The following is a 24,374-nucleotide window of genomic DNA, read 5'->3' on the forward strand; positions in this document are numbered from 1 at the left end:
TCAGGCATCCAGCGCCGGCTGGGCATCGGCCACCCGGGTATCGAGTCCCAGGAAGCCGCCGGACTGGCGGCGCCACAGGGCCGCATAGAGGCCGCCGCGGGCCAGCAGCTCGTCGTGCCGGCCGCTCTCGACGATGCGTCCCGCATCGATCACCACCAGCCGGTCGAGCATGGCGATGGTCGACAGTCGGTGAGCGATGGCGATCACCGTCTTGCCCGCCATCAGGGCGTAGAGCTGCTCCTGGATCGCCGCCTCCACCTCGGAGTCCAGCGCCGAGGTCGCCTCGTCGAGCACCAGGATCGGCGCATTCTTGAGCAGCACCCGAGCAATGGCGATGCGCTGGCGCTGGCCGCCGGAGAGCTTGACCCCGCGCTCACCCACATGGGCATCCAGACCACGCCGTCCCCGGGAGTCGACCAGGTCCGCGATGAAGGTATCGGCGTGGGCGCGTCGCACCGCCTCAAAGATCGCCGCCTCGCTGGCCTCGGGGCTGCCGTAGCGAATATTGTCGCGCACCGAGCGATGCAGCAGCGAGGTGTCCTGGGTGACCATGCCGATGTGACGACGCAGCGACTCCTGGGTCACGCCCGCGATGTCCTGGTCGTCGATCAGGATGCGCCCGCCCTCCAGGTCGTAGAAGCGCAGCAAGAGGTTGGCGAGCGTCGACTTGCCGGCCCCGGAGCGTCCGATCAAGCCGACCCTCTCACCTGGGGCGATGGTCAGGTCGAGCCCATCGAAGACGCGCTGCCCCTGGCCGTCGGGGCGCGCATAGCCGAAGCGCAGCGCCTCGAAGCGGATCTCGCCACGGGGCACCGCGAGTTCGACGGCATCGGGCCGGTCCTTGACCGCCGGCTCGCGGGCGATGGTGTTGATGCCGTCCTGGACCGTGCCGATGTTCTCGAACAGCCCAGCCACCTCCCAGAGGATCCAGTTGGACATGAAGCGGATACGCATCACCAGGGCGATGGCCACGGCGATCACCCCCAGCGACACCGCCTGCAGGTACCAGGCGCCGATGGCCATGGCGGCGATGGCGGCCAGCAGTAGCGAGTTGAGCAGCGTCAGGCTCACGGTGAGCAGCGTGGCCAGGCGCATCTGCCGGTGCACGGTAACCATGAAGGTCTCCATGGCGTCGCGGGCATAGGCCTGCTCGCGCTGGGTATCGGCGAACAGCTTGATGGTCTGGATGTTGCTGTAGCTGTCGACGATACGTCCGGTCATGCGTGCCCGGGCATCGGCCTGGGCCATGGAGACGGCGCGCAGCCGCGGCACGAACACCCACATGATGGCCAGATACCCCAGGAACCAGACCACCAGCGGCAGCATCAACCAGGGCTCGGCCTGGCCCATCAGCAGCAGGGCACCGGCGAAGTAGACGATCACGTAGACCATCAGATCCATCAGCTTCATTACCGTCTCGCGGATCGCCAGGGCTGTCTGCATCACCTTCTGGGAGACGCGCCCGGCGAACTCGTCCTGATAGAAGGCCAGGCTCTGGCGCAGCATGTGGCGATGGGCCAGCCAGCGACCGATCATCGGATAGTTGCCGAAGATGCTCTGATGGGTCACCAGCGCCTGCAGCAGGGTCAACAGCGGCAGGCCGATCACCACCAGCGCCGCCATGCCGGCCAGGCGCCAGCCGTACGCGTCAAGAAAGCCCGCCCGCTCGGCCTGTGTCAGCCAGTCCACCAGCTCGCCCATGTAATGGAAGAACAGCACCTCGGCCGCCGACACCAAGGCGGTCAGCAGCGACATCAGCAGCAGCAGCGGCAGCACCGGGCGCGAGAAGTGCAGGATGAAGGCGAACAGTCCCCGGGGCGGGGTGCCGTCCGCCTGCGTGGGATAGGGATTCACCAGGTTCTCGAAGAAGCGGAACATGAGGGATCACCGCGGAAAAACGCCGACGCCCGCCAGCGTGACGGCGGGCATCGCAGCCTGCCTGACAGCATAGACCGGACCTGGGACTCGAGATAGCGCTGGTCGGTCCACCCCAGCGGCGACGGTTTGGCCTCCCCACACCCTCGGTAGCATTACTGTCGCTCGGCCGGCCGGGCCGGCGCCCGGACTCCTATACTGTATTTCACCGCATCACTGATCCCCTTTGTTGCGCGCATGAATAACAAGGAGAACGCCATGCAACACCTGACCTATCAGACCCTCGACGGGAGCCGCGCCGCGCTGTCGCCCGACGCGCTCGATGCCTTCTCGGGGGGCATTCGTGGCGGGGTGCTCACCGCCGCCGAGGCGGACTACGAGCAGGCTCGTCGCGTCTGGAACGGTATGGTCGACCGTCATCCGGCGCTCATCGCCCGTTGCCTCGGGGCTCAGGACGTTCGCCATGCGGTCGACTTCGCCCGCACGCACCGCATGCTGGTGAGCGTACGCAGTGGTGGCCACCATATCGCCGGCAACGCCGTCGCCGACGGCGGCTTGATGATCGACCTGTCGACGATGCGCACCGTACGTGTCGACCCGGAGACGCGCACGGCACGCGTCGGTGCCGGGGCGCTGCTCGGCGACTTCGACCACGAGGCCCAGGCCTTCGGGCTGGCGACGCCACTCGGCATCAATTCCACCACGGGGGTGGCCGGCCTGTGTCTGGGCGGCGGTTTCGGCTGGCTGACCCGCCAGTACGGCCTGACCATCGACAACCTGCTCTCCGCCGATGTGGTGACCGCCGACGGCCAACTGCATGTGGTCTCGGCCACCCAGGAACCCGAGCTGTTCTGGGCCATTCGCGGTGGAAGCGGCAACTTCGGCGTGGTGACCTCCTTCGAGTTCCGGCTGCATCCCGTCGGGCCTCAGGTCTATGCCGGCCTGGTCGTTTACCCCTTTGCCCAGGCGCGCCAGGTCCTGCAGGCCTGGCGCGACTTCACCGCCGACGCCCCCCGGGAGCTCAGTGTCTGGGCGGTACTGCGCCAGGCCCCGCCTCTGCCCTTCCTGCCCGACTCGATTCATGGCAAGGAAGTCGTGGTCTTTCCCCTGCTGTACAACGGCGCTCCCGAGGAGGGCGAGCGCCTGGCGGCCAGGGTGCTCGAATTCGGCGACCCGGTCGGCAGCATGCTCGGCACGCAGCCCTATGCCGGCTTCCAGACCGCCTTCGACCCGCTACTGGTTCCCGGGGCACGCAACTACTGGAAGTCGCACAACTTCGTCGCGATCAGTGACGAGCTGATCGACGCGGTGATCGACGCGGCCTCGAGTCTGCCCGGCCCGGAGTGCGAAAGCTTCATCGCCCAACTCGGTGGCGCCCTGGGGGATGCCGCGGAGACGGATACCGCCTACGCCGGACGCGATGCGAACTTCGTGATGAACGTCCACGGCCGCTGGCAGGATGCCGCCGACGATGACAGGGTGCGCGACTGGGCACGCCAGGTCTTCCGCGACACCGCGCCGTTCGCCACCGGCGGCGGCTACGTCAACTTCCTGACCGAGGACGAAGGCAACCGCGTCGACAGCGCCTATGCCCAGAACTACGCCCGGCTTCAGCAGCTCAAGCAGCGCTTCGACCCCGACAACCTATTCCGCATGAACCCCAACATCACCCCCGTGGCACATGCCAGGACGGCCTGACGAGACTCGGCCCGCCCCATGCGGGCGGGTCCCTTATCCGATCGAGAGACTCGGCAGCCGGCAGTGATCAGCCGCCCCGCCTTTTTCGTTCAGGACCCGGAGTAGGGATGCGAGCGCAGGTCGTCCGGCTCATGACGATTCAGGATCTCCTCCACCTCCCGGTGTCCCGGATCGTTGATGATCACCTTGAGCTCGTTGCGATCCTCGTCGAGGAACAGCGATTCCCGGGGAAAGCCATCGGAAACCAGTTCATCGAACGCATTGCGTGCCTTGAGAGAGCTGTCGTACGACGCTGTGATGGTCTGGGTCATGGCAACCTCCTGGAACATCTCGTGGGAGCCCGGCGCTATCGACCACCGGGCATGCACTGCACTGTCAATCCTGTTGTCACTTCACCAGCGTAGCCACTCCCTCGCCGGATTGGCGACCGGCACACGGCTCAGCCCAGCTCGTGCAGCCGCCAGTCGTTATCGGTGAGCGGCTCACCGCCGGTCGGGGTGACCCGTATCGTATCGCTCAGGCCGATGCCCCACTCGCCGGGTCGGCGCAGGCACAGCGGCAGGTGGAAGACCATATCGGCCTCGAACTCACGCGCCTGGCCGCGGGCGATGTAGCCGGTGCCTTCGACCCAGCTGGGGGGGAACTGGGCGCCTACCGCATAGCCGAACACCCCGGAGAAGAACAGCTCGGAAGTTTTTGGGGCGAGTACTGCCTCGGCGGCTCGGGCGGCGTCATCGAAGGTGTTGCCGGCGCGCATCGCCCCGAGCAGGGCCTCGAAGAGCGCCCGGCACAGATCGCGCACGCCTTGCATCTCCCGCGTGGCCCGGCCGGCCACGGCGGTGCGCATCATCGGCGCCGTATAGCGCTGGAAGGCCGCGCCGAACTCCAGGAACACCGGGTCGTCGCGCTCGATCACGGTGCGCTTGTGGTTGACGTGGATGATGCCGATGCGTGGCCCGGTGGTGACGATGGGCTGCAGGCTCATGAACTCGCTGCCGGCGGCGATCAGGGCCCGGGCGCCTTCCGCCGCCACGTCGTTGTCGGTCACCCCGGGGGCGATCACCGCTTCCGCCGCCCGCAGCCCCGCCGAGGTAATCCGCGCGCTCTCGCGCAGGCAGTCGAGCTCGGCAGGGGTCTTGACCAGGCGGATGGCATCGAGGAGTGCCCCGCCGTCGTCGCGGAAGCGCTGCGCGCCCAGGCGCGCCTGCAGCTCGCGGATCACCCCGTGGCGCAGCCCCGCCCCGTAGAGGTCCAGACCGACCTGGCGGTACGGCGCCAGGGCCTCGGCCAACGGCGCGATCACCTCGTCGATGCCCTCCCAGCGATAACCGAGGATCTCATCGACCGCGGCGGTCACCACCGCCGGCCCGGTCTCGATGGAGGGCACCTGCAGCACCAGCCAATCGGCCGCGACCACCAGGGCCGTATGCACCGAGACCTCGAAGGTGTGGTAACCGGTCAGGTAGAAGAGATCGGCGGGATCGGTGAGCAGCAGGGCATCGAGGCCCGCCTCGTCCATGGCCTGGCGCACCCGGCCGAGGCGGCCGGCGAATTCGGCAGAGGGAAACGGTCGTTCGCTGCCTTCGAGGGTCGCGGCCAGGGCGTGACGGTAGGCGTGATGATCCATGGTGGCGCTCCGTGCGGGTGAGACCTTCCGGCAGTGTAGCCACGCTGCGCAGGCTTTCGAGGGAGAAGCGCTCGCGACCCGAGAAAATTAAGGACTGTTCGCCCGTGGCGCGGTTTCGTAGAATCCAGCCTCGAGTTTCGATGCCACAGGACGATGCAATGGGCAGGGCCTTCCAGAACCGCAAGGAATCCATGGCCAAGACGGCCGCCGCCAAGACCAAGGTCTACAGCAAGTACGGTCGCGAGATCTACGTCTGTGCCAAGCAAGGCGGCACCGACCCCAACGGCAACCTGGCCCTGCGCGGCCTGATCGAACGCGCCAAGAAGGACCAGGTGCCGAGTCACGTGATCGACAAGGCCCTGGACAAGGCCAGCGGCGTCGGGGGCGAAGACTATGCCACGGCCCGCTACGAAGGCTTCGGGCCGGGCAACTGCATGGTCATCGTCGACTGCCTGACCGACAACCCCAACCGCACCTTCGGCGACGTGCGCGCCTGCTTCAACAAGGCCAAGAGCAAGCTCGGCACCCCGGGCAGCGTCAGCCACATGTTCGACCACTGCGCCATCCTGTCCTTTGCGGGTGATGACGAGGAGGCCGCCCTCGAGGCGCTGATGGAGGCCGATGTCGACGTCACCGACATCGAGAACGAGGAGGGCCGGATCACCGTCTTCGCCCCCCATACCGAGTACGCCAAGGCCAAGCAGGCGCTGATCGATGCCTTCGGCGAACTCGACTTCGAGGTCGACGAGATCCAGTTCGTGCCCCAAACCACCACCCCGGTGGAGGGCGATGACGTGGCGCTATTCGAGAAGCTGATCGACACCCTCGAGGACCTGGACGACGTGCAGAACGTCTATCACAACGCCGACATCGACGCCGAGGCATAAGACCCGGCCTCACCGCTCGTTGTGGGCCGTCCGCCAGTCCGCCGCGGCCTCCTCCACGCCGGGCTCGCGGTCGCCGGTCAGCGCGGCCCGTCGCTCGGCCTCCTCCTTGCGCACGTCCTCGATCACGGTCATCAGCTCCTCCACGTCCACCTCGCGGGTGTCGTGTTCGAAGCAGCCGGTCAGCGGGCTGTCCGGGTGCAGGTCGCCGGCCGCATAGAGCGCCCAGATCTCCTTGCCGTAGTCGGTGGCGAGCAGCTCCGGGGCGAAGCGGCCGAAGTAGCGGCGCATGTTGTCGACGTCGCGCTCGAACATCCTCTCGGCGCTGTTGTTGCCGGCGGCATCCACGGCCTGGGGCAGGTCGATGATCACGGGGCCATCGGCGGCGAGCAGCACGTTGAACTCGGACAGGTCGCCATGGATCAGGCCGGCGCAGAGCATGCGCACCACGTCGTCGATCACCTTGGCGTAATGGGCCCGGGCCTCGTCGGCCGTCAGGGTCACGTCATCCAGCCGCGGCGCGGTCAGGCCTTCGGCATCGGTGATCATCTCCATCAGCAGCACGCCGTCGATGAAGCCATGGGGCCTGGGCACCCGCACGTCGGCGGCCGCCAGCCGGTAAAGGGCATCGACCTCGGCATTGAGCCAGGCCTGTTCCTGCTCCTTCTGGCCGTAGCGGGTCTTCTTGGCCATCGCCCGGGACCGGCGGCTGTTGCGCTCGCGGCGGCCCTCCTGGTACTGCACGGCCTGCTTGAAACTGCGCTGCTTGGCCTCCTTGAAGACCTTGGCACAGCGCCGCTCGCCATGGGAGCGCACCACGTACACCTGGGCTTCCTTGCCGCTCATCAGCTGGCTCTCGACCGCGTCGATCAGGCCGTCGTCGATCAGCGGTTGCAATCTCTTGGGTATCTTCATATCACCACGTTGGCATAGAACCCGTCGGCTGAGTATCCCGCGGGCGTATCATGTTTCCTTCCGGTCAGCGGCGGATGCGGCGAGCAGAAAGGGCTGATGCGCCAGCATCGGCGGCAGGCTCTCGGCCGGGATTGGCGTCATGGTGCGATAGCCCAGCGTGGCGAGGTTGGACAGCAATTCCGACGCCAGCGGCAGCGTGGCGAAATCGGCAGAGGAATCAGACACGTGAATAGACCTGCTGGAAAAAGGAGGGCACTGGGGCAAGGACAGCGGGCGCCGTTTGACCGGGGAGCGATGATGGAAGTCAGGCAGGATAACAGAAAGTGCCGCCTATCACTCGGATCGGTGACGTCGCGCAGGAACGGCCCTGCCGAAAGGCAGGTCGATCTTCTATAGTGCAGGTACGCGAGCGCATCCCCCGCCCGCGCGCCTTACGCCACCTGACGAGGGAGGCCGACTGCAGACCATGTGCCAGACCCTTCCCATGCGCATCACGTGGATCGATAGTGCCGCCGCCCGGGCCGCTTAGCGAGGCACGAGGGAGACCCCATGAAGGTACAGCGCTTTCTGCCCCGAGACCGTTTCCCGTCGCTGCTCGACCGGCTCAGCGAGGCCGGTTACGACATCCTCGGCCCCCAGGTCCGCGACCACGCTATCGTCTTCGACACCCTCGCCTCGGTCGATCAGCTCCCGCTCGGAATCACCGACGAGCAGGCCCCCGGGCACTACCGACTCTCGGCCTCGAGCTCGGGGCGCTACTTCGACTGGGCCACCGGGCCCCAGGCCCTCAAGCCCTTGACCTTCGTGCCTCGCGAGCCCCTGTGGACCAGCGAGACGCGGGACGACGGCACCCTGGTGTTTCGCGAATCGCCTCCCGAGGCCCGCCCCACCGCCGTGATCGGTGTGCGCGCCTGCGACCTGGCGGCCCTGGCGATTCACGACCGCCACTTCCTTCACGGCGCCGTGCCCGATCCGCACTATCGCGCGCGACGGGAGAGCCTGTTCCTCATCGCCGTGAATTGCTCGCGCTCGGCGGACACCTGCTTCTGCATCGCCACCGGCGATGGACCGCGGGTCCGGTATGGGCACGACCTGGCGCTCAGCGAGCTTGACGACGGCTTCGTGGTGGAGGCCCATACCGGCCGCGGCCGGGATCTCCTCGATTCCCTGGCCACCACGGAAGTCACTCTCGACCAGCTCCAGGCGGCCGAGGCCGGAAGTGCCCAAGCCGCCGACCAGCAGCATCGCCGCCTGCCCGCCGGCTCGCTGCCGGACCAGCTCCAGGCGGCGGTCGCGCATCCCCACTGGCAGGATCTCAACGACCGCTGCCTGACCTGCGGCAACTGCACGTCGGTGTGTCCCACCTGCTTCTGCCAGACCCATGTCGACGAGCGTTCGCTGGACGGCCGTGAGGCCCACCATGCCCGGCAGTGGGAGACCTGCTTCAATCCCGATCACAGCTATATCCACGGCGTGACCATCCGCGCCGAACGCCCCCAGCGCTATCGCCAGTGGCTGACCCACAAGTTCGGCACCTGGGTGGAGCAATTCGGGCGTAGCGGCTGTGTGGGCTGCGGCCGCTGCATCACCTGGTGCCCGGTGGGCATCGACGTCACGGAGGAGCTGGCCGCGCTCTGTCAGGCGCCCGACACCGCGCCAGGTCAGGCGCCCGATACCGCGCCGGGTCCAGTGTCAGGGGCGGCGCCCGACCGCCAGGAGCCCGGTGATGACTAGTGGCCTGCTGCCCCATGAGGCCGAGGTCGTCGACCGCCAGGACGAGACTCCGGACATGTTCAGTCTCCGGCTGCGCTTCACCGACCCCGAGATACAGACCACCTATCGCTTCGCGCTGGGCCAGTTCAACATGCTCTGCCTGCCGGGCCTGGGTGAGGTGCCGATCTCGATCGTCTCCGACCCCGACGACCGGCACGCCATCGACCACACCATCCGTCAGGTCGGCTCGCTGACCCGCAACCTGGGGCGACTCGAGGTCGGCGACCGGCTAGGACTGCGCGGCCCCTATGGCCGCGGCTGGCCGGCCGAGACGGCCGAGGGGACCGACCTGCTGATCGTCACCGGAGGGCTGGGCTGCGCCCCCTCGGTCTCGCTGATCGAGTATGCCCTGCGCCGGCGCTCGCGCTATGGGCGCATCCATATCATCCAGGGGGTCAAGCACGCCCATGACCTGATCTGGCGCGAGCGCTACTCGGCCTGGCGCCAGCACCCCGATGTCGAGGTTTACCTGACCGCCGACACCGGCGACACCTTCTGGCCCTTTCATGTCGGCCCGGTGACCCAGTTCTTCGAGCGGATCGCCATCGACCCGGCGCACTGCTCGGTGTTCCTCTGTGGGCCGGAAGGCATGATGCGGACCGTGATCCAGGAGATGGTGCGGCGCGACGTGCCGGCGGGGCGGATCTGGCTGAGCATGGAGCGCAACATGCACTGCGCCCTGGGCTCCTGCGGACGCTGCCAGCTGGGCCCCAAGTTCGTGTGTCGCGACGGGCCGGTCTTCTCGTATGCCGAGCTGGCCCCCTATCTAGCCCACAAGGGCGTCTGATGCGCCCATTAGGGCATCGACCAGGAGGCTACCGATGATCACGCCACAGCGACGCCCGCGCCTCGCCGTGCACAAGTTCAGCTCCTGCGATGGTTGCCAGCTGGCCTTCCTCAACCTGGGGGAACCGCTGCTGGACCTGGCCGAGCGCGTCGACATCCTGCACTTCGCCGAGGCCGGGCCGGTGGACGAGGCGGCCGAGGTCGACATCGCCTTCATCGAGGGCAGCGTGGCCACGTCCGAGGACGCGGCCCGGCTCAGGGGCATCCGCGAGCGCAGCCACTACGTGGTCACCATCGGCGCCTGTGCCACCGCCGGCGGGCTCCAGGCCCTGCGCAATCTGAACGACGGCGCGGCCTGGATCGAGGGCCTCTACGCCCGGCCCGAGCACATCGACCTGCTGGCCGACTCCACCCCCATCGCCAAGACCATCAAGGTCGACCTGGAGCTGTGGGGCTGCCCGGTCAACGGCGAGCAGGTGCTTGGCGCGACCCAAGCCCTGCTGGCCGGCCACCTGCCGCGGGTGGATCACAGCGCGGTGTGCACCGAATGCAAGCGCCAGCAGACGGTCTGCGTGATGGTCGCCCGCGGCACGCCCTGCCTGGGGCCGGTTACCAGCACCGGCTGCGGGGCGCTCTGTCCGCAGCTGCAGCGCGACTGCTACGCCTGCTATGGCCCCGCCGTCCAAGCCAATGTCTCGGCGCTGACCACCTACCTGGCGGACACCGGCATGCCCGCCGACGAGATCGCCCGCCGCCTGCTGTTCATCAACAACCAGGCCGAGCCCTTCCAGACGGCAGGCCGGGAGTGGCAGGCCCGGGTCATCCAGCGCAGCGGCGGCGAGGAGACGTCATGAACGATGACAAACACACCGGGAGGATCCATGTCCCCATCCTGGCTCGGGTCGAGGGCGAAGGGGCCCTGGAGGTCAGCATCCGCGAGGGCCGCCTCGAGGACCTCAAGCTGCGCATCTTCGAGCCGCCGCGGCTGTTCGAGAAGCTGCTGGAAGGGCGCAGTGCCCAGGACGTGATCGACAGCGTGGCACGCATCTGCGGGATCTGCCCCGTGGCCTACCAGATGAGTGCGGTGGCAGCACTCGAGGCCATCCTCGGGATCACGCCGTCGTCCTGGGTGGCACGGATGCGCCGAGTGATGTACTGCGGCGAGTGGCTGCAGAGCCACAGCTTGCATATCCACCTGCTGGCCGCCCCGGACTTCCTCGGCTTCGACAGCGCCCCGGCCATGGCCACGCGCCACCCCGACGAGGTGCGCCGCGGCCTGCGGCTACAGGGGCTGGGCAACGCGATCATCCGTACCTTCGGCGGCCGTTCGGTGCATCCGGTCGGCGTGTGCCCCGGCGGCTTCTTCCGCGCGCCCGATGCCTCGGCCATGGCCGCCCTGCGCGCCCGGCTCGAGGCGAGCCGCGACGAGTCCCTGGCGCTGATCGACTGGGTGGCCGGCCTGCCGTTCCCCGAGGACGACCAGGAGTTCGTCTCGGTCTCGCTGCGCCACGAACGGGACTACCCCATCACCGAGGGCTGGATCGTCTCGGACCGCGGGCTGGATATCCCCATCGACGACTATGAGCAGCACTTTCGGGAGTTCCAGGTGCCGCACTCGACCGCCCTGCACGCCCTGCTCGACGACCGTCCCTACCTGGTGGGCCCGCTGGCCCGGCTCAACAACAACCTCGACCGGCTGCCGGCCGAGCTGCGTGATCGGCTCGAGGCCACCGGCATCCGTTTCCCCAGCCGCAACATGTTCCACAGCATCATCGCCCGGGCGGTGGAGATGCACCTCGCCCTGAACGAGGCGCTGCGGCTCACCGAAGACTACGCGACGACCACAGCGCCCCACGTCGAGGCGGTTCCCCGGGCCGGCGTCGGTTTCGGCTGCACCGAGGCGCCGCGGGGCATCCTCTGGCACCGCTACACGCTCGACGCGCGAGGCCTGGTCGAGAGCGCCCGGATCGTGCCCCCCACCAGCCAGAACCAGGCGCGCATGGAGGAGGACCTCGCCACGGCGCTGACCCGTTTCGGCCTGGAGCGGGACGATGACGCCCTGCGGCTGCACGGCGAGATGGTGATTCGCAACTACGACCCTTGCATCTCCTGCGCCACTCACTTCCTGGACTTCCATGCCCTGCGGGGATGAGCGGCGCATGGCCGAGGGACACATCTACCTGTTCGGGCTCGGCTCGCCCCACGGGGCCGACCGGCTGGGCTGGCTGGCCGCCGAGTGGCTGCATGCCGCCCTGGCCGGTCGCGATGGCCTCACGGTCGACACCCTCGGCCAGCCCACCGATCTGTTCCTCCATCCGGTGACGGCGCGCGACCGGCTGCTGCTGGTCGATGCCATGCGCGGTCAGGGGCCGCCCGGCACGGTCATGGCCTTCGCCCCGGACGCGCTCCCCGAAGGCGTCGGGGCACTGTCGACGCACGGCCTCGACCTGGCCAGCACCCTGGCGCTGGTCGAGGCCCTGGGGGTCTTCCGGGCGGGCATCCGGATCATCGGGATCGAGATGCCGAGCGCAGCCGGGCAAGGCGCGATTGCCACGACGCTTCCGGCGCCACTCGCCAAGCGGCTGCGCACGGCGGTCCTGGCGTGGCTCGATGCCCCCGGCACCGACCGCGCCAGAGGCGAAGGCCACGCGAAGGCCTAACCCCCCCGATGGCTGGCGGAAAGACACGGCAGCCCGGCCTCGTCGATCAGGAACGCGGCGATACCATCCGAGTAGGCCGGCTCGCTGTCGAGAAAGGCGCTATTGTGGCCACCCTGGATGACCAGCTTCTCCTTGGGCTCGCGGGCCGCCTCGAATACGGCCTGGCCCTCGCTGAAGGGGATGATCTCGTCATCCCGGCTATGGATCACCAGCAGCGGCGCCGTGCGCTGCGTCACGTAGGTCGCGACATCGTAATCGAAACGCGACAGCCAGCGCACCGGCAGAAAGGGGTAGAGCCGCTGGCCGAGCTCGGGCACCGAGCGAAACGCCGACTCCAGAATCACCGCCGCCGGCGCCTCCTGGCGGTCAAGGGCCGCGGCCAGCTCGGCCGCCACAGCGGCGCCCAGGGAGCGGCCGAACAGCACCACCTCCTCGGGGGGGAGGCCGCGCACGTCGACCAGCCAGCGCCATGCCGCTCGGGCATCGCGCGCCGTGCCGGGCTCGGAGGGTCGCCCGTCACTGCGACCGTAGCCCCGGTAATCGAGGATCAGGACCGACAGCCCCAGACGATGAAACTGCTGGATCGAGGCCAGCCGGTGGGAGATATTGCCGGCGTTGCCGTGAAAGAACAGCAGCGTGCCACACGCCGCCTCGGCCGGTATCCACCAGGCATCCAGCGCCAGCCCGTCTTCGGTGTGCAGCGTCACCGCCTCCCAGTCCAGGCCGATATCGGCGGGTGTGCCCACGTGCTCACGCCCCACATGAGGCAGGTAGAGCAGCCGAGGCTGGAGCGCCCAGGCCAGCAGCACCACCAGCGCATAGACCGCCAGTAGCACCGTGAGCACACGCAGCCCCGTCACGACGACGCGGAGGCCCGGTCGCCGAGAAGCTCGCGGATCGCCTCGACCTCCAGGGTTTCCTCCTTCTCGAGAGCCGATGCCAGGGCATCCAGGTCGGCACGATGCCTCTCGAGCAGTTTGCGGCCATGCGCTTCCAACTCGGTCAGCAGTCGGTGTATCTCCTCGTCGACCAGGCGTGCCATGGCCTCGCTGTGCTCCCGGGCCTGGGCCATTTCCTTGCCCAGGAAGACATGCTCCTGGCTCTGGGCGAACATCACCGGCCCGATGCGATTGCTCATGCCCCAACGTGCCACCATCCGGCGTGCCAGCCGGGTGGCCTGTTCCAGGTCATTCTCCGCACCGCTCGACACCTCGCCGAAGACGATGGACTCCGCCAGGCGACCGCCGAACATCACGGTGATGCGATCCCGCAGGTAGGACTCACCGTGGTTATAGCGCTCCTCGTCGGGTATCTGCGCCGTCACCCCCAGGGCGCGGCCGCGCGGGAGCACCGTGACCTTCTCCAGGGGATCGGCCTTGGGCAACAGGTAGGCGAGCAGCGCGTGTCCCGACTCGTGATATGCCACGATATGGCGCTCTCGATCGGAAAGGCCGGCATCCTTGGTCGCCCCCAGCAAGAGACGATCGCGTGCCGCCGAGAAACACGCCCAGTCCACCGTCTGCTGGTCATTGCGGCCCGCCTGAAGGGCGGCCTCATTGGCCAGATTGGCCAGATCCGCCCCCGAGAAACCGATGGTGATCTCGGCCAGTCGCTCGAGGTCCACGTCATCGGCCAGTGGCATGTCGCGGGTATGCACACGCAGGATGTCGCGGCGCGCCTCGCGATGCGGGTTCTCCAGGGTCACCTTGCGGTCGAAGCGGCCGGGGCGCAGCAGCGCCGAATCGAGCACGTCCGGGCGGTTGGTGGCGGCCAGCACGACGACCGACTCCTCGGCCTCGAAACCGTCCATCTCGGCGAGGATCTGGTTGAGGGTCTGCTCACGCTCGTCATGGCCGCCGCCCATGCCGGCTCCCCGAGAGCGGCCGATGGCATCCAGCTCATCGATGAAGATCACCGCCGGCGCCTGCTCCTTGGCCTGCTTGAACAGATCACGGACCCGCGACGCCCCCACGCCCACGAACATCTCGATGAACTCCGAGCCGCTGATGCTGAAGAACGGCACCTCGGCCTCACCGGCCACCGCCTTGGCCATCAGCGTCTTGCCGGTGCCGGGCGGTCCCATCATCAGGATGCCCCGGGGAATCTTGGCCCCCAGGGCCTGGAAACGCCCCGGCGCCTTGAGAAACTCGATCACCTCGAGGACTTCCCGCTTGGCATTGTCCGAGCCGGCCACGTCGTCCAGGCGCACATCGCTCTCTTCACTGCGTACCTGGCGGGCCTGGGACTTGCCCATGCTAAACAGCCCACCACCCGACATGGCACGTTGCTGCATCCGGTTCCAGAACCAGAACAGCAGGCCCAGGATTAGGATCCACGGCAGGGCACCGATAAGGATGCGCTGCCACCAGGGCGGTTCCACCGGTTCCGCCGCCATGCCCACGTCATTAGCCTCCAAGCGCTCGAGCAGACGCTCACCCTCGACCTCCGGCCGGGTGGTCTCGAAGGTCTCGGCCTCGCCGATATCCCGCGTCTCACGGCCAACGTCGGTGAATTGCCCTTCCACCGACTGCCCGCGCAGCGTGACCGATTCGACATGCCCCGCTTCCACGGCCTCGAGAAACTCGGAATAGGTGAGCTCGGCCTGCACCTGGCGCTCGGTCGCATCGAGATAGTGAAAGAGCAGCACGATCGCCAGCGCGACCCAGACGAACAGCAACCACTGTCGTCGCGGCGGCTGGGTTTCCTCGGGGTACCACAGAGGAGAACGCCGAGTCTTCTTTTCGGACCGGCGCGATGACGGGTCTTGATCGGATCGGGACATGGGGGGCTCGACGTTGGAGAGTGTCGTTTAGAACATGCCGATGCCCGCCGGGGATTACAAGATCCCTCTGGGGTCTAGGGCCGTTCCCCTCCACGCCCGGGATCCTCAGCCGGGGTCTCCCGATACTCCATCCGCGACCAGAGCGGGCCCTGCAGGAGGTCACAACCCTGCTGGCGCAGGTAATCGACTTGATCACGATGCTCCACCCCGCTGGCGACCACGGCCATGCCGAGCTCATGGGCCAGGGCGATGATGGAACGGATAAGCGCCCGGTGCCGCGGGCTGTCGAGACAACCTGCGACGAGTCGCTCATGGAGCTTGAGGGTAGTGAAGGGACACGCGTCGCCTTGTCCCAGCAACCACTGGCCATTGCCGAGCGGGTCGAGGGTCAACCTCACCCCCAGGGCCTTGAGCCGATCGAGGATGATGTCCGCACGCTGGGGCGCCGAGGTCAGACCGCTCCTGTCCAGATCGATCTCCAGCATGTCGCTCGGCAGGTCGCTGTCGGAGAGGGCCACGGTGACGCGCTCGACGAAGCCCTCGCCCAGCAGTTCGGCACTCGACACTTGGATCACCACACGCAACTCGACGCCCGCCTCGAGCCAGGCACGGGAGTGCCGACAGGCACTCGATAGTACCCATCGCCCGATGGCGGAGACTTCTCCCGCCGCCTCGGCGGCGATCTGCCAGTGGGGGGGTGTCGAGTCTGCCACGTCACTCGCGTGCCAGCAGGGCTCGACCGAGACGGCCACGATCTGGCCACCATCGGCATCGATCAGGGGACGATAGTGGAGCGCGAGCTCTCCACGGGGCAGGGCCTGGCGCAGGGTCATGGGCAAGGCCCGCGGCGAGGAGCCGGTGTCGAGCAACGCCGCGGAGAAGAACTGATAGCGGCGGCGACCGAGGGCCTGGGCATGTCGCCTTGCCAGGTTGGCATGGTGCATCAGCGCCGGCACGGTGTCGCCATGATCGGGGAACAGGCTGACGCCGATGCAGCAGCTGGTGAAGACCTCCTGGTCACCCATCACCACCGGGGCACTGGTCCAGTCGAGCAGGCCCTCGAGGATCGGCCACAACGCCTCCGTGCGGTCGAAACCGGTCACCACCGCCACCATCTCGTCACTGCCTAGCCGGCTGACGACGGCACGGCCGCCCAGGCAACGCTTGATGCGCTGGGCGGTTTCATGAAGGAAATAATCGCCCATCTCCAGCCCCAGCGCGTCGTTGATCGCCTTCAGCTGATCGATGTCGATGTGCAGGACCGCTACCTTGCCCGACGGGCCAGGCGGGTCGGCGATGCAGGCCGCCAGGCGCTGTTCGGCGTACTGGCGATGGGTCAGACCGGTCAGCCCGTCGTGGAGGGCATGGTCGGCCAGCGTCAGCAGCATGTCGTTGCACAACGCCTGCACCGCCCCCAAGGTAGTCTCCGCCTGCAAACGTGCGGCGTGCTCGTGACGCAGAGACAGCGTCTGCTGCTGCAGGCGGGACACCTCGCGCCACTGTTGGTGCGGTGTCAGCTGGCTGAACGACTCGGCCGGCAGCACGCGGGAATGGTGGTCGCAGATGGACTCGAAGGCATCGGGGGCCGTCTCGAAATGCCGCATGGCGTAGCTGCACAGCAGGGTCAGCGGCAGGCGGTGGCAGGCCACATGCCAGAAGGTTTCGAGACGTATCGCCGCCGCGTGATTGCCCGCGGCGCTCAGCAGGTTGACCAGCTCGCCGAAGGCACGGGTGTGACGCGGCGCCAGGGCCTCAATATCGGCCAGGAGGTGCTTCTCGAAGAGGGCCTCGACCGGCATGCCGTCACGCATGATGGCCTGCAGCATCGTCTCGGCATCGTGCATCACCAGCTGTCCACTGGCCCGGGCCGCCGCGATGTCCAGACCCGACGCTTCCAATCGTCGCAGTACGGCCGACAGGTGGGGCGCCGTCAGCAGTACCAGCAGATGGTCGCCGGCTTGTTGGCCGGCCTGGAGGTAATCGGCCACCATATCGGCAAGAAAGGCATCGTCTTCGTAGAACTGGACGACATGATCATGGGGGTGGTACCGGGAGGGAACGGGCATGAAGGTCCTTCCACGAGTGTCACTCAACCGATTCGCCTCTCTTGTTATTAGCAGTCACTGACGTAAATCGATCGAATTATTATTTGGTGTGCAGGACACTCCTCAATATCACGCTCACGGCCGGTCGTCAAAGTCGAATCTATAAAGCCTCTTTTGGGTGCCGTGATCGTCCCGCTACCTGGCAGCTACACTGTGCCCAGCAGCCTCAGGAGACCCGTATGGCCCATCGCGCGCCCCCGCTCTCGCGTCGCTTGCTGCTGCATGGCCTGCTGTCGGTGGCCGCCATGGCGGTGCTGCCGCCCCTGGCGGTGCCGGCGTCGTCACCCTTGACCCGCCGGCTGTCCGGCACCGACGTGCATCTGCCCCGGGTCGGGCTGGGCAGCTGGATCACCTTCAATGTGGGCAGCGACCCGGTGCTGCTCGAGGAATGCACCGCGGTGATGGCGGCCTTCTTCACCGCCGGTGGACGCCTGATCGATTCCTCGCCGATGTATGGCTCATCACAGGCGACCATCGGTCATGGCCTCGCGGCGCTCGACGCGATGGACCGGGTCTATGCCGCGGACAAGGTCTGGACCACGAGCCCTGCCGAGGGGCCCGCACAGATCGAAGCCTCGCGCCGGGAGTGGGGCGTGCCGCGCTTCGACCTGCTGCAGGTCCACAATCTGCTCGCCTGGGAACGCCACCTCGAGACCCTGCAGGCGATGAAGGCGTCCGGCGAGGTGCGTCACCTGGGCATCACCACCTCGCATGGCCGACGCCATGACCGCATGGAGCACATCATGCGTCACGCCCCGCTCGATTTCGTACAGCTGACCTACAATATCGTCGACCGCGAGGCCGAGCGGCGCTTGCTGCCCCTGGCCCGCGAGCGCGGCATCGGCGTGATCGCCAACCGCCCCTTCCAGCAGAAACGCCTGATCCGACGCCTGGCCGACAAGCCGCTCCCGCCCTGGTCCGGGGAGATCGGGGCGACCAGCTGGGCGCAGTTCATCCTCAAGTTCATCATCTCCCATCCGGCGGTGACCTGCGCCATCCCCGCCACGACCCGCGTCGATCACGTCCGCGAGAACCTGGCCACCGCCAGTGATCCCCTGCCCGACCACGGGCAGCGCCGGCGCATGGCCGAGTACGTGCGGTCGCTGTGAGGGGGCCGGGGATGGGCGACTGGTGGACCTATCACCCCGAGGACTTCCTGATGTTCTCGGAGCGGGTGTATACGCGGCTCTTCATGTTGCACAACCAGGCGCTGTGGCCCGCCCAACTCCTCGCCCTGGCGCTGGGGGGGCTGGTGCTGTTCGCCCTGCTGCATCCCCGCCCCGGGTCGAGCCGGCTGGTCGCCGCCCTGCTGGCGATGGCCTGGGTCTTCGTGGCCTGGAGCTTCCTCTGGCAGCGCTATGTCCCCATCAACTGGGGGATCCGCTACCTCGTGCCGCTGTTCGTGCTGCAGGCCCTGCTGCTGATCATCGTGGGGGCCACCCGGCGGGACGGGCTCGGCCTGCCGACTCGCTGGAGCGTGTCCCGCGGCCTGGGGCTGGTGCTGTTCACCTATGCCCTGGTTGGGCATCCGTTCGTGGCGCCGCTGGTCGGCCGTGGCCTGACGGGAGCCGAAATCATCGGCCTCACCCCCGACCCGCTGGCCTTCGCCACCCTGGGCGTCGCGGTGATGGCGTCGCCGGCAGGACGGACCTGGACGCTGGCCGCCATTCCGGCCCTGTGGTGCCTTATCAGCGGGGTCACCCTGGCCATCCTGGACGCTGCGGGGGCCTGGCTCCCGCCATTGGCCGTGGTCCTGGCCTTGCTGGCACGGTGGTGGCCCGAGGCACGTCGATGACGGCAGGTCGGGAGTCCGCATCGACCGTCGGTGGCGACATGGGCAGACGCCTTGTGCCCCTCAGCGCTCGACCCGGCGGGCCCGGAAGGCGCGTCCCTTGATCCGCCCGCCGGTCAACCGCACCAGGGCCTGCCGGGCCACCTCGCGCCGGACGGCCACGTAACTGCAGTTGGCGAGGACCTTGATCCTGCCCACCTGATCGCCGGCAAGGCCGGCATCGCCGGTCAAGGCGCCGAGGATGTCGCCGGGGCGCAGCTTCTGCTTCTTGCCGCCGCCAATCTGCAGGGTGGCCATGGGCGGACAAAAGGCTGGGGCCTCCAGGACACGTCGGGACGGCAGCGGCTCCGGCGCGAGTGTCTCGCCGAGCAGCTCACCGAGGCGCGTCAGCCGGTAGTTTTCCTGCTCGCCGACCAGAGTAAAGGCCACGCCCTGGCCACCGGCCCGGCCGGTGCGCCCGATGCGATGCACGTGCACCTCGAGCTCACGGGCGATGCGGTAGTTGAACACCGCCTCCAGGGCGTCGATGTCGAGGCCGCGCGCCGCCACGTCGGTGGCCACCAGGATCGAGGCACTGCCGTTGGCGAACAGCACCAGCAGGCGATCGCGGTCTGCCTGCGCCAGGTCGCCATGCAGCGCCAGGGCGCTGAAGCCCGCGTCGTTCAGGGCCTCGGCGACCTCGTCAGTCTCGCGCTTGGTATTGCAGAACACCACGCTCGATGCGGGTCGAAAGTGCAGCAGCAGTCGGTGCAGCGCCTCGAAGTGGGCCGATTCGTCTGCCACCCGGTAGAAGTGCTGACGGATCGTGGTCGCGTCATGAGGTTCGGCCACCTCCACCATGACCGGTTCACGCATCAGCCGCTCGGCGATGGGCCGGATGCCCTCGGCATAGGTGGCGCTGAACAGCAACATCTGGCGGCTCGCCGGGGCCTCGGCAATGATCGCCTCCATGGCTGCCTGGAAGCCCATGTCGAGCATGCGATCGGCCTCATCCAACACCAGAGTCTCGAGTGCCCCCAGAGCCAGCGAACCCTTGCGCAGGTGCTCCTCTACCCGCCCCGGCGTGCCGACCACGATGTGGGCCCCATGCTCCAGCGAGCCCAGCTGCGGACCGAGTGGGGCCCCGCCGCACAGGGTCAGCACCTTGACGTTGGGCAGGCTGCGCGCCAGGCGGCGAAGCTCTCCGGCCACCTGGTCGGCCAGTTCGCGGGTCGGGCAGAGTACCAGCGACTGCACCTGAGAACGGGCCACCTCGAGGCGTGACAGCAGCCCCAGACCGAAGGCCGCGGTCTTGCCCGAGCCGGTCCTGGCTCGGGCGATCACATCGCGGCCGACCAGCATCGGCGGCAAGCTCTCGGCCTGAATCGGCGTCATGGTGTGATAGCCGAGTGACTCGAGGTTGATCAGCAGGGCCGGCGCCAGCGGCAGTGTGGCGAAGGCAGGCAGGGAATCGGACACGAGAGGAAACCTGAGAAAAGTAGACCTGAAAGACAGGAGCCGGATGAGAGAAGGCCAGCAGAATAGCAGAAAGCCGTGTGACATGTCGGTACGGCCTGGCGCCGCTTTCAGGCCTGCAACAGCTTCCCCAGACCACGATCGCTCAGCTGCGGGGTGGTCCCCGTGCTCATATCCTGGACAGGGGGTATGCTGATGGAGAGTCCCGGCTTCCGGTCGGGCTCACCCGATCCCGGACGGTCCCGGCGACAAGCCGATACCCCCCGACAGGAGCCTCCCGTGACACATCTCTCTGTGTTGGCGACCGCCTTGCTCGTGCTCATGCTCCAGGGCTGTGATCGCGAAAGCGAACCGCCCGCCGCGGGCGACCCCCTCAAGGTAGCGACCCGCAATGCCGCTACCACCTACTACCTCGATCGCCACGGACAGCCGGCCGGGCCGGAGCACGACCTTGCCACGGGCTTCGCCGAGGCCCATGGCTGGCACATCGAGTGGATCCTGCATGATTCCACCGCCGCGGTGCTCGAGGCCCTCGAGGCCGGCGAGGTCCACCTGGCCGCCGCCGGCCTGACCCGACTGCCCTCCCGCGATGACCGCTTCCTGCCGGGCCCCGCGCATACCGATATCGTCGAGCAACTGGTCTGCCATCGGGACGGGCGTCCACTACCCCAACGGGTGGGGGACCTGGCCGACGTGGAAATCCGTGTCACCGCCGCCTCCAGCTATTCGGAACAGCTCGAGAGCCTGGTCAATGCCCATACCGGCATCGCCTTCGAGGAGGACCCACGCACCACCGAGGTGCTGCTCACCGCCGTCGCCGAGCGAACGCTGGAATGCACCGTGGCCGACTCCAACATCGTCAGGGTGGTACGCCGCCACTTCCCGCACCTGGAAGTGGCCATGAACCTGACCAGCGGCAGCCGGCTGGGCTGGTACCTGCCGCCCGGTCAGCAGGCCCTGGCCGAGCTGGCACGCGAGTGGATGGCCAGCGCGGAGGGCCAGGCGGCCATCGCGGCAATGGAGCATCGCTACTACGACTATATTGGCGAGTTCGACTTCGTCGACCTGCGGGCCCTCAACCGACGCATCGATGAGCGCCTGCCTCGCTTCCTCGACCTCTTCCTCGAGGCCGAGGCCGAGACCGGCATGCCGGCAGACCTGCTGGCGGCGCTGGCCTATCAGGAGTCGCACTGGGACCCCCAGGCCGTCTCCCCCACCGGGGTGCGTGGCATCATGATGCTGACCCGCAACACCGCCGCGTCGCTGGGCGTCGACGACCGGCTGGATCCGGTGGCCTCCATCGACGGCGGTGCCCGCTATCTTGCCGACCGCCACGACCGGCTGTCCGACAGCATTCCCGAACCCGACCGTACCTACCTGGCGCTGGCCAGCTATAATATCGGCCGTGGCCACCTGCTGGATGCCCGGGAACTGGCCCGCACCCTGGGCCGCAACCCCGACTCCTGGGCCGACATGAAGGAGGTCCTGCCGCTCAAGGCCGACAAGCGCTACTACCCGCAGACCCGATACGGCTACGCCCGTGGCTACGAGCCGGTGCACTACGTGGAGCGCATCCGCAACTACCTGGACGTGATCCATGCCGCCCTGCAGGCCCGCGAGACCGAACTGCCGCCCGACGAGGTCGGGCCCGCGACCGCCAAGGCGTCATCAGGCTGACGCTCGCGCTCAGGCCATTTCCACCGCACCGCCATCGGCCCTCAAGAAACGCCGACGCCGCTTCATGGCTGGCCCGGTTCATGGCGACGCGTCACATCCCGATGGCTGATGACCATGACCTCCCTGGGCCACCACTCGGGATGCTGCGCCCGAATGAACGCCAGCAATCGCTCCCGCAGATTCATCTCCGCCATCCACCCGGCCATGGGATCCGACGTCATCAGGTAGAAAGAGATCTCCTGGGCTTCCGCGGTCTGGTCGGTCACGTAGCACAGCAGCTTGTCGTATTCGATGACGCCCTCTTCCTCTTCCGCGAACGCCTTGAACGTCTCTCTCAGGCACTGCACGTCGGCACTAAGGTGGAGCCTCAGGATGATCCGCCGGTACATCTTCGCATTCTTGGCCGACCAGTTCTCGAATGGCTTGGAAATGAAGTACTTCACCGGCACGATCAGCCGGCGCTCATCCCAGGTCCTCAGGCGAATGAAGGTGTAGAAGATACCCTCCACGTAGCACCACTGATCCTCGAAGAGCACGCTGTCCCCGATGCGCACCGGCTTGGCCAGCGACACCTGGAACGACGCCAGGATATTGCCCAACACCGCCTGCCCCGCGATCCCCACCAGCACCGTCAGGACACTGGCCGACGCCAGCAGCGTCATGCCCAGCGACTCGAAGATGTTCAGCTTTCCCAGCACGTAGACGGCGGCGATGACGATCGTGACCAGGATGATGGTCCGGCGCAGGGCATAGAGCGAGGTCAGCAGCTGGCGCTCATCCCGGTGCCTGGTGTCATCGATGTCCCCCACCAGGCGCGAGGTCACCTTGAGCAGGATCACATCCACGAAGCGCAAGGCGATGAGCCCGACTCCCCAGGCCATGATGATCGCCAGCAGGATGCGGAAAAGGGTCGTCGCCGCCCCCGAGAAGGAGACCACATAACCGAGCAGTAACTGGGCCACCAGGGACATCATGAGGAAGGCCAAGGGCACCCCGACCCGACCGGCGAAGATACTGTAAAGGCCCGCTGGCAGCCAGCGGGCCATCATGTCGGCCAGCCGGTAGACACCGAAACCCAGTAGGCCGATGGCCATGAGAAACACCGGAATGGCCACCCATTCCCACATGCGCAGCATGCCGAACGATGTCTTGAAACGCTCGGGAATATACTGCTCCAGCCACGACGGACCGAAGGCTTCGTAGAGCTCGGGGACGACCGAGAGCGTTTCCGGCGTGAATAGCCAGACCGGCTGCTGCTCACCGACCTTGTAACGTGCCAGGCGAACATCATGGAGCTGGCCGCGTGCTTCGAGCGATGCCAGCTTGAGGTTTCGGCGCTCTTCCCCCGCACGCGGATGCTGGCCGGATTGGTCCTTGATCATGGCATCGCGCCGCGCCGGCAGCGCCGACACATTAACCCACTCGCCTCGCTGGAGGACCGAGGCCAGTTGCCGGGCCAGCTCACGCCCCCTTTTCGCCTGCTCCGCGGCGGGCAGATCCGACAGATTGAGGAGATGGGCAGCGGTATCGAAGTCATTTTGCTCGGTGAGCTCGAAGAAGCTCCTGACGGCCTCACGGGGTGTCAGCCGCTGCACCTCCTCGGGCGCTTTTCCCAGCCCGGTATTCAGCGAGCTGACCGAGAACCAGGTGCCCTCTTCGTCCTGGGCCACACACATGCAGGAGAACACGAGGGTCACTGCCAACAGGATCACGCTGTAGCGTCTTCTCATAGCAACCGGGCCAACTTATCAGATTGAAAGAACCTGCCTGTCCAGGGCGCACCATCGCTCGAGGCCAGCCTCTTTCTACACAGCGCCTCACGGCGTATCAAGCCGATCCGGTGAGCCGGCCGCAGGCTGTCATGCGCGATGTCCCGCCGACGGTGGCCGCCCTACCCTGTGACGGCGACGGAAAACCGGTATGATGGGCGCGCAACATCGACAGTTACGGAGCAGAGCCCACGATCGAGCATTCATTCCAAGCCAGCACGGAGGTTCTCATGAAGGTCTACAAGCCTGAATGGCGGTGCACGTTTAGCGTAAACGAAGGCCCGGAAGAATCGGCAAGCTGGAAGGAGAGGATCGCCTGGCAGCTACGAGGGGTCGCCGACCGGCTGAACGGCGGCGGAAGAACGATCAAGATTGACTGCAACGTCACCCCGGAGGTGAGCCGGGAGGAAGTCGACGCCTGCCTGGGCAAGGGATTCGCCCTGACCCAGAGCCTGCTCACCCAGCTCGCTCACCAGGCCGCCTGCGAGGACGTGATGCGTGACGCCAAGGCGGAGCTGTTCGAGCCTGAGGAAGAACAGAGGCACTAAGGGCGGAACCTACCCATCGCCCCTGCAC

General features: G+C 67.3%; 21 protein-coding genes. 11 read left to right on the forward strand and 10 right to left on the reverse strand.

Annotated features, from left to right (window positions below; genetic code table 11):
* Positions 1-1,878, reverse strand: coding sequence for an ABC transporter ATP-binding protein (locus FHR94_RS09490; RefSeq protein ID WP_183325475.1), 1,878 nt, complete (start codon positions 1,876-1,878; stop codon positions 1-3).
* Between the two features lie 255 nt (positions 1,879-2,133).
* Between FHR94_RS09490 and FHR94_RS09495 the strand changes: the two genes are divergently transcribed.
* The gene (locus FHR94_RS09495; protein ID WP_183325476.1) at positions 2,134-3,573 is read left to right on the forward strand and encodes an FAD-binding oxidoreductase; all 1,440 of its coding nucleotides are present in this window, start codon (positions 2,134-2,136) and stop codon (positions 3,571-3,573) included.
* Between the two features lie 89 nt (positions 3,574-3,662).
* Here the strand turns inward: FHR94_RS09495 and FHR94_RS09500 are convergent, their stop codons facing one another.
* The gene (locus tag FHR94_RS09500; RefSeq protein WP_183325477.1) at positions 3,663-3,884 is read right to left on the reverse strand and encodes a hypothetical protein; all 222 of its coding nucleotides are present in this window, start codon (positions 3,882-3,884) and stop codon (positions 3,663-3,665) included.
* 128 nt (positions 3,885-4,012) lie between these two features.
* Positions 4,013-5,200, reverse strand: a complete 1,188-nt coding sequence (locus FHR94_RS09505) for a M24 family metallopeptidase (protein WP_183325478.1) — start codon at positions 5,198-5,200, stop codon at positions 4,013-4,015.
* Positions 5,201-5,358: 158 nt separating this feature from the next.
* Here FHR94_RS09505 and FHR94_RS09510 point away from each other — a divergent pair, with 158 nt between their 5' ends.
* On the forward strand, positions 5,359-6,087 hold the full coding sequence (locus FHR94_RS09510) for a YebC/PmpR family DNA-binding transcriptional regulator (protein ID WP_183325479.1): 729 nt from the start codon (positions 5,359-5,361) through the stop codon (positions 6,085-6,087).
* Between the two features lie 9 nt (positions 6,088-6,096).
* Here the strand turns inward: FHR94_RS09510 and FHR94_RS09515 are convergent, their stop codons facing one another.
* Together FHR94_RS09515 and FHR94_RS09520 are read right to left on the reverse strand one after the other, a co-directional pair.
* Positions 6,097-6,999, reverse strand: coding sequence for a PA4780 family RIO1-like protein kinase (locus FHR94_RS09515; RefSeq protein ID WP_183325480.1), 903 nt, complete (start codon positions 6,997-6,999; stop codon positions 6,097-6,099).
* Between the two features lie 48 nt (positions 7,000-7,047).
* Positions 7,048-7,224, reverse strand: a complete 177-nt coding sequence (locus FHR94_RS09520; RefSeq protein ID WP_183325481.1) for a hypothetical protein — start codon at positions 7,222-7,224, stop codon at positions 7,048-7,050.
* Between the two features lie 324 nt (positions 7,225-7,548).
* On the opposite strand from FHR94_RS09520, the gene FHR94_RS09525 reads away from it, so the two are divergent.
* Genes FHR94_RS09525 through FHR94_RS09545 form a run of 5 tightly spaced genes read left to right on the forward strand, consistent with a single transcriptional unit; the run spans position 7,549 to position 12,218 of the window.
* Positions 7,549-8,733: a 4Fe-4S dicluster domain-containing protein gene (locus FHR94_RS09525; RefSeq protein ID WP_183325482.1), complete on the forward strand. Its 1,185-nt coding sequence runs from the start codon at positions 7,549-7,551 to the stop codon at positions 8,731-8,733.
* A complete protein-coding gene (locus FHR94_RS09530; RefSeq protein WP_183325483.1) occupies positions 8,726-9,559 on the forward strand; it encodes an FAD/NAD(P)-binding protein in 834 nt (277 codons plus the stop codon). Before FHR94_RS09525 ends, FHR94_RS09530 begins: the two co-directional genes overlap by 8 nt.
* Positions 9,560-9,593: 34 nt before the next feature.
* Complete coding sequence (locus tag FHR94_RS09535) at positions 9,594-10,412, forward strand: NADH-quinone oxidoreductase subunit B family protein (protein WP_183325484.1); 819 nt, start codon at positions 9,594-9,596, stop codon at positions 10,410-10,412.
* Positions 10,409-11,710: a Ni/Fe hydrogenase subunit alpha gene (locus tag FHR94_RS09540; protein WP_183325485.1), complete on the forward strand. Its 1,302-nt coding sequence runs from the start codon at positions 10,409-10,411 to the stop codon at positions 11,708-11,710. Before FHR94_RS09535 ends, FHR94_RS09540 begins: the two co-directional genes overlap by 4 nt.
* A 7-nt stretch (positions 11,711-11,717) precedes the next feature.
* Positions 11,718-12,218 carry a hydrogenase maturation protease gene (locus FHR94_RS09545; RefSeq protein WP_183325486.1) on the forward strand — a complete coding sequence of 167 codons (501 nt, stop codon included), beginning with the start codon at positions 11,718-11,720 and terminating at the stop codon, positions 12,216-12,218.
* On the opposite strand, the gene FHR94_RS09550 is transcribed toward FHR94_RS09545, so the two are convergent.
* The 3 genes from FHR94_RS09550 to FHR94_RS09560 all read right to left on the reverse strand — a co-directional run bounded on the left by FHR94_RS09550 (position 12,215) and on the right by FHR94_RS09560 (position 17,066).
* Positions 12,215-13,078 (reverse strand): alpha/beta fold hydrolase, encoded by an 864-nt coding sequence (locus tag FHR94_RS09550; protein ID WP_183325487.1) that lies wholly within the window; start codon positions 13,076-13,078, stop codon positions 12,215-12,217. The two genes, FHR94_RS09545 and FHR94_RS09550, sit on opposite strands and share 4 nt — an antisense overlap.
* On the reverse strand, positions 13,075-15,000 hold the full coding sequence (gene ftsH / locus FHR94_RS09555; protein ID WP_183325488.1) for an ATP-dependent zinc metalloprotease FtsH: 1,926 nt from the start codon (positions 14,998-15,000) through the stop codon (positions 13,075-13,077). Before ftsH ends, FHR94_RS09550 begins: the two co-directional genes overlap by 4 nt.
* Before the next feature lie 74 nt (positions 15,001-15,074).
* Complete coding sequence (locus FHR94_RS09560) at positions 15,075-17,066, reverse strand: putative bifunctional diguanylate cyclase/phosphodiesterase (RefSeq protein ID WP_183325489.1); 1,992 nt, start codon at positions 17,064-17,066, stop codon at positions 15,075-15,077.
* 218 nt (positions 17,067-17,284) lie between these two features.
* Here FHR94_RS09560 and FHR94_RS09565 point away from each other — a divergent pair, with 218 nt between their 5' ends.
* Positions 17,285-18,214, forward strand: a complete 930-nt coding sequence (locus tag FHR94_RS09565; RefSeq protein ID WP_183325490.1) for an aldo/keto reductase — start codon at positions 17,285-17,287, stop codon at positions 18,212-18,214.
* An 11-nt stretch (positions 18,215-18,225) separates the two neighbouring features.
* The gene (locus FHR94_RS09570; protein WP_183325491.1) at positions 18,226-18,900 is read left to right on the forward strand and encodes a DUF6064 family protein; all 675 of its coding nucleotides are present in this window, start codon (positions 18,226-18,228) and stop codon (positions 18,898-18,900) included.
* Between the two features lie 60 nt (positions 18,901-18,960).
* Here FHR94_RS09570 and dbpA read toward each other — a convergent pair whose 3' ends face one another.
* Positions 18,961-20,355 (reverse strand): ATP-dependent RNA helicase DbpA, encoded by a 1,395-nt coding sequence (dbpA, locus tag FHR94_RS09575; RefSeq protein ID WP_343064656.1) that lies wholly within the window; start codon positions 20,353-20,355, stop codon positions 18,961-18,963.
* 276 nt (positions 20,356-20,631) lie between these two features.
* On the opposite strand from dbpA, the gene mltF reads away from it, so the two are divergent.
* On the forward strand, positions 20,632-22,029 hold the full coding sequence (mltF, locus tag FHR94_RS09580; RefSeq protein ID WP_343064657.1) for a membrane-bound lytic murein transglycosylase MltF: 1,398 nt from the start codon (positions 20,632-20,634) through the stop codon (positions 22,027-22,029).
* 62 nt (positions 22,030-22,091) lie between these two features.
* Here the strand turns inward: mltF and FHR94_RS09585 are convergent, their stop codons facing one another.
* Positions 22,092-23,759: a mechanosensitive ion channel family protein gene (locus tag FHR94_RS09585; protein WP_183325493.1), complete on the reverse strand. Its 1,668-nt coding sequence runs from the start codon at positions 23,757-23,759 to the stop codon at positions 22,092-22,094.
* Between the two features lie 269 nt (positions 23,760-24,028).
* On the opposite strand from FHR94_RS09585, the gene FHR94_RS09590 reads away from it, so the two are divergent.
* Positions 24,029-24,346 (forward strand): hypothetical protein, encoded by a 318-nt coding sequence (locus FHR94_RS09590; RefSeq protein ID WP_183325494.1) that lies wholly within the window; start codon positions 24,029-24,031, stop codon positions 24,344-24,346.
* Positions 24,347-24,374: the final 28 nt, after the last annotated feature.

This window comes from Halomonas cerina (assembly GCF_014192215.1).
GTDB classification, from domain to species: Bacteria; Pseudomonadota; Gammaproteobacteria; order Pseudomonadales; family Halomonadaceae; genus Halomonas; species Halomonas cerina.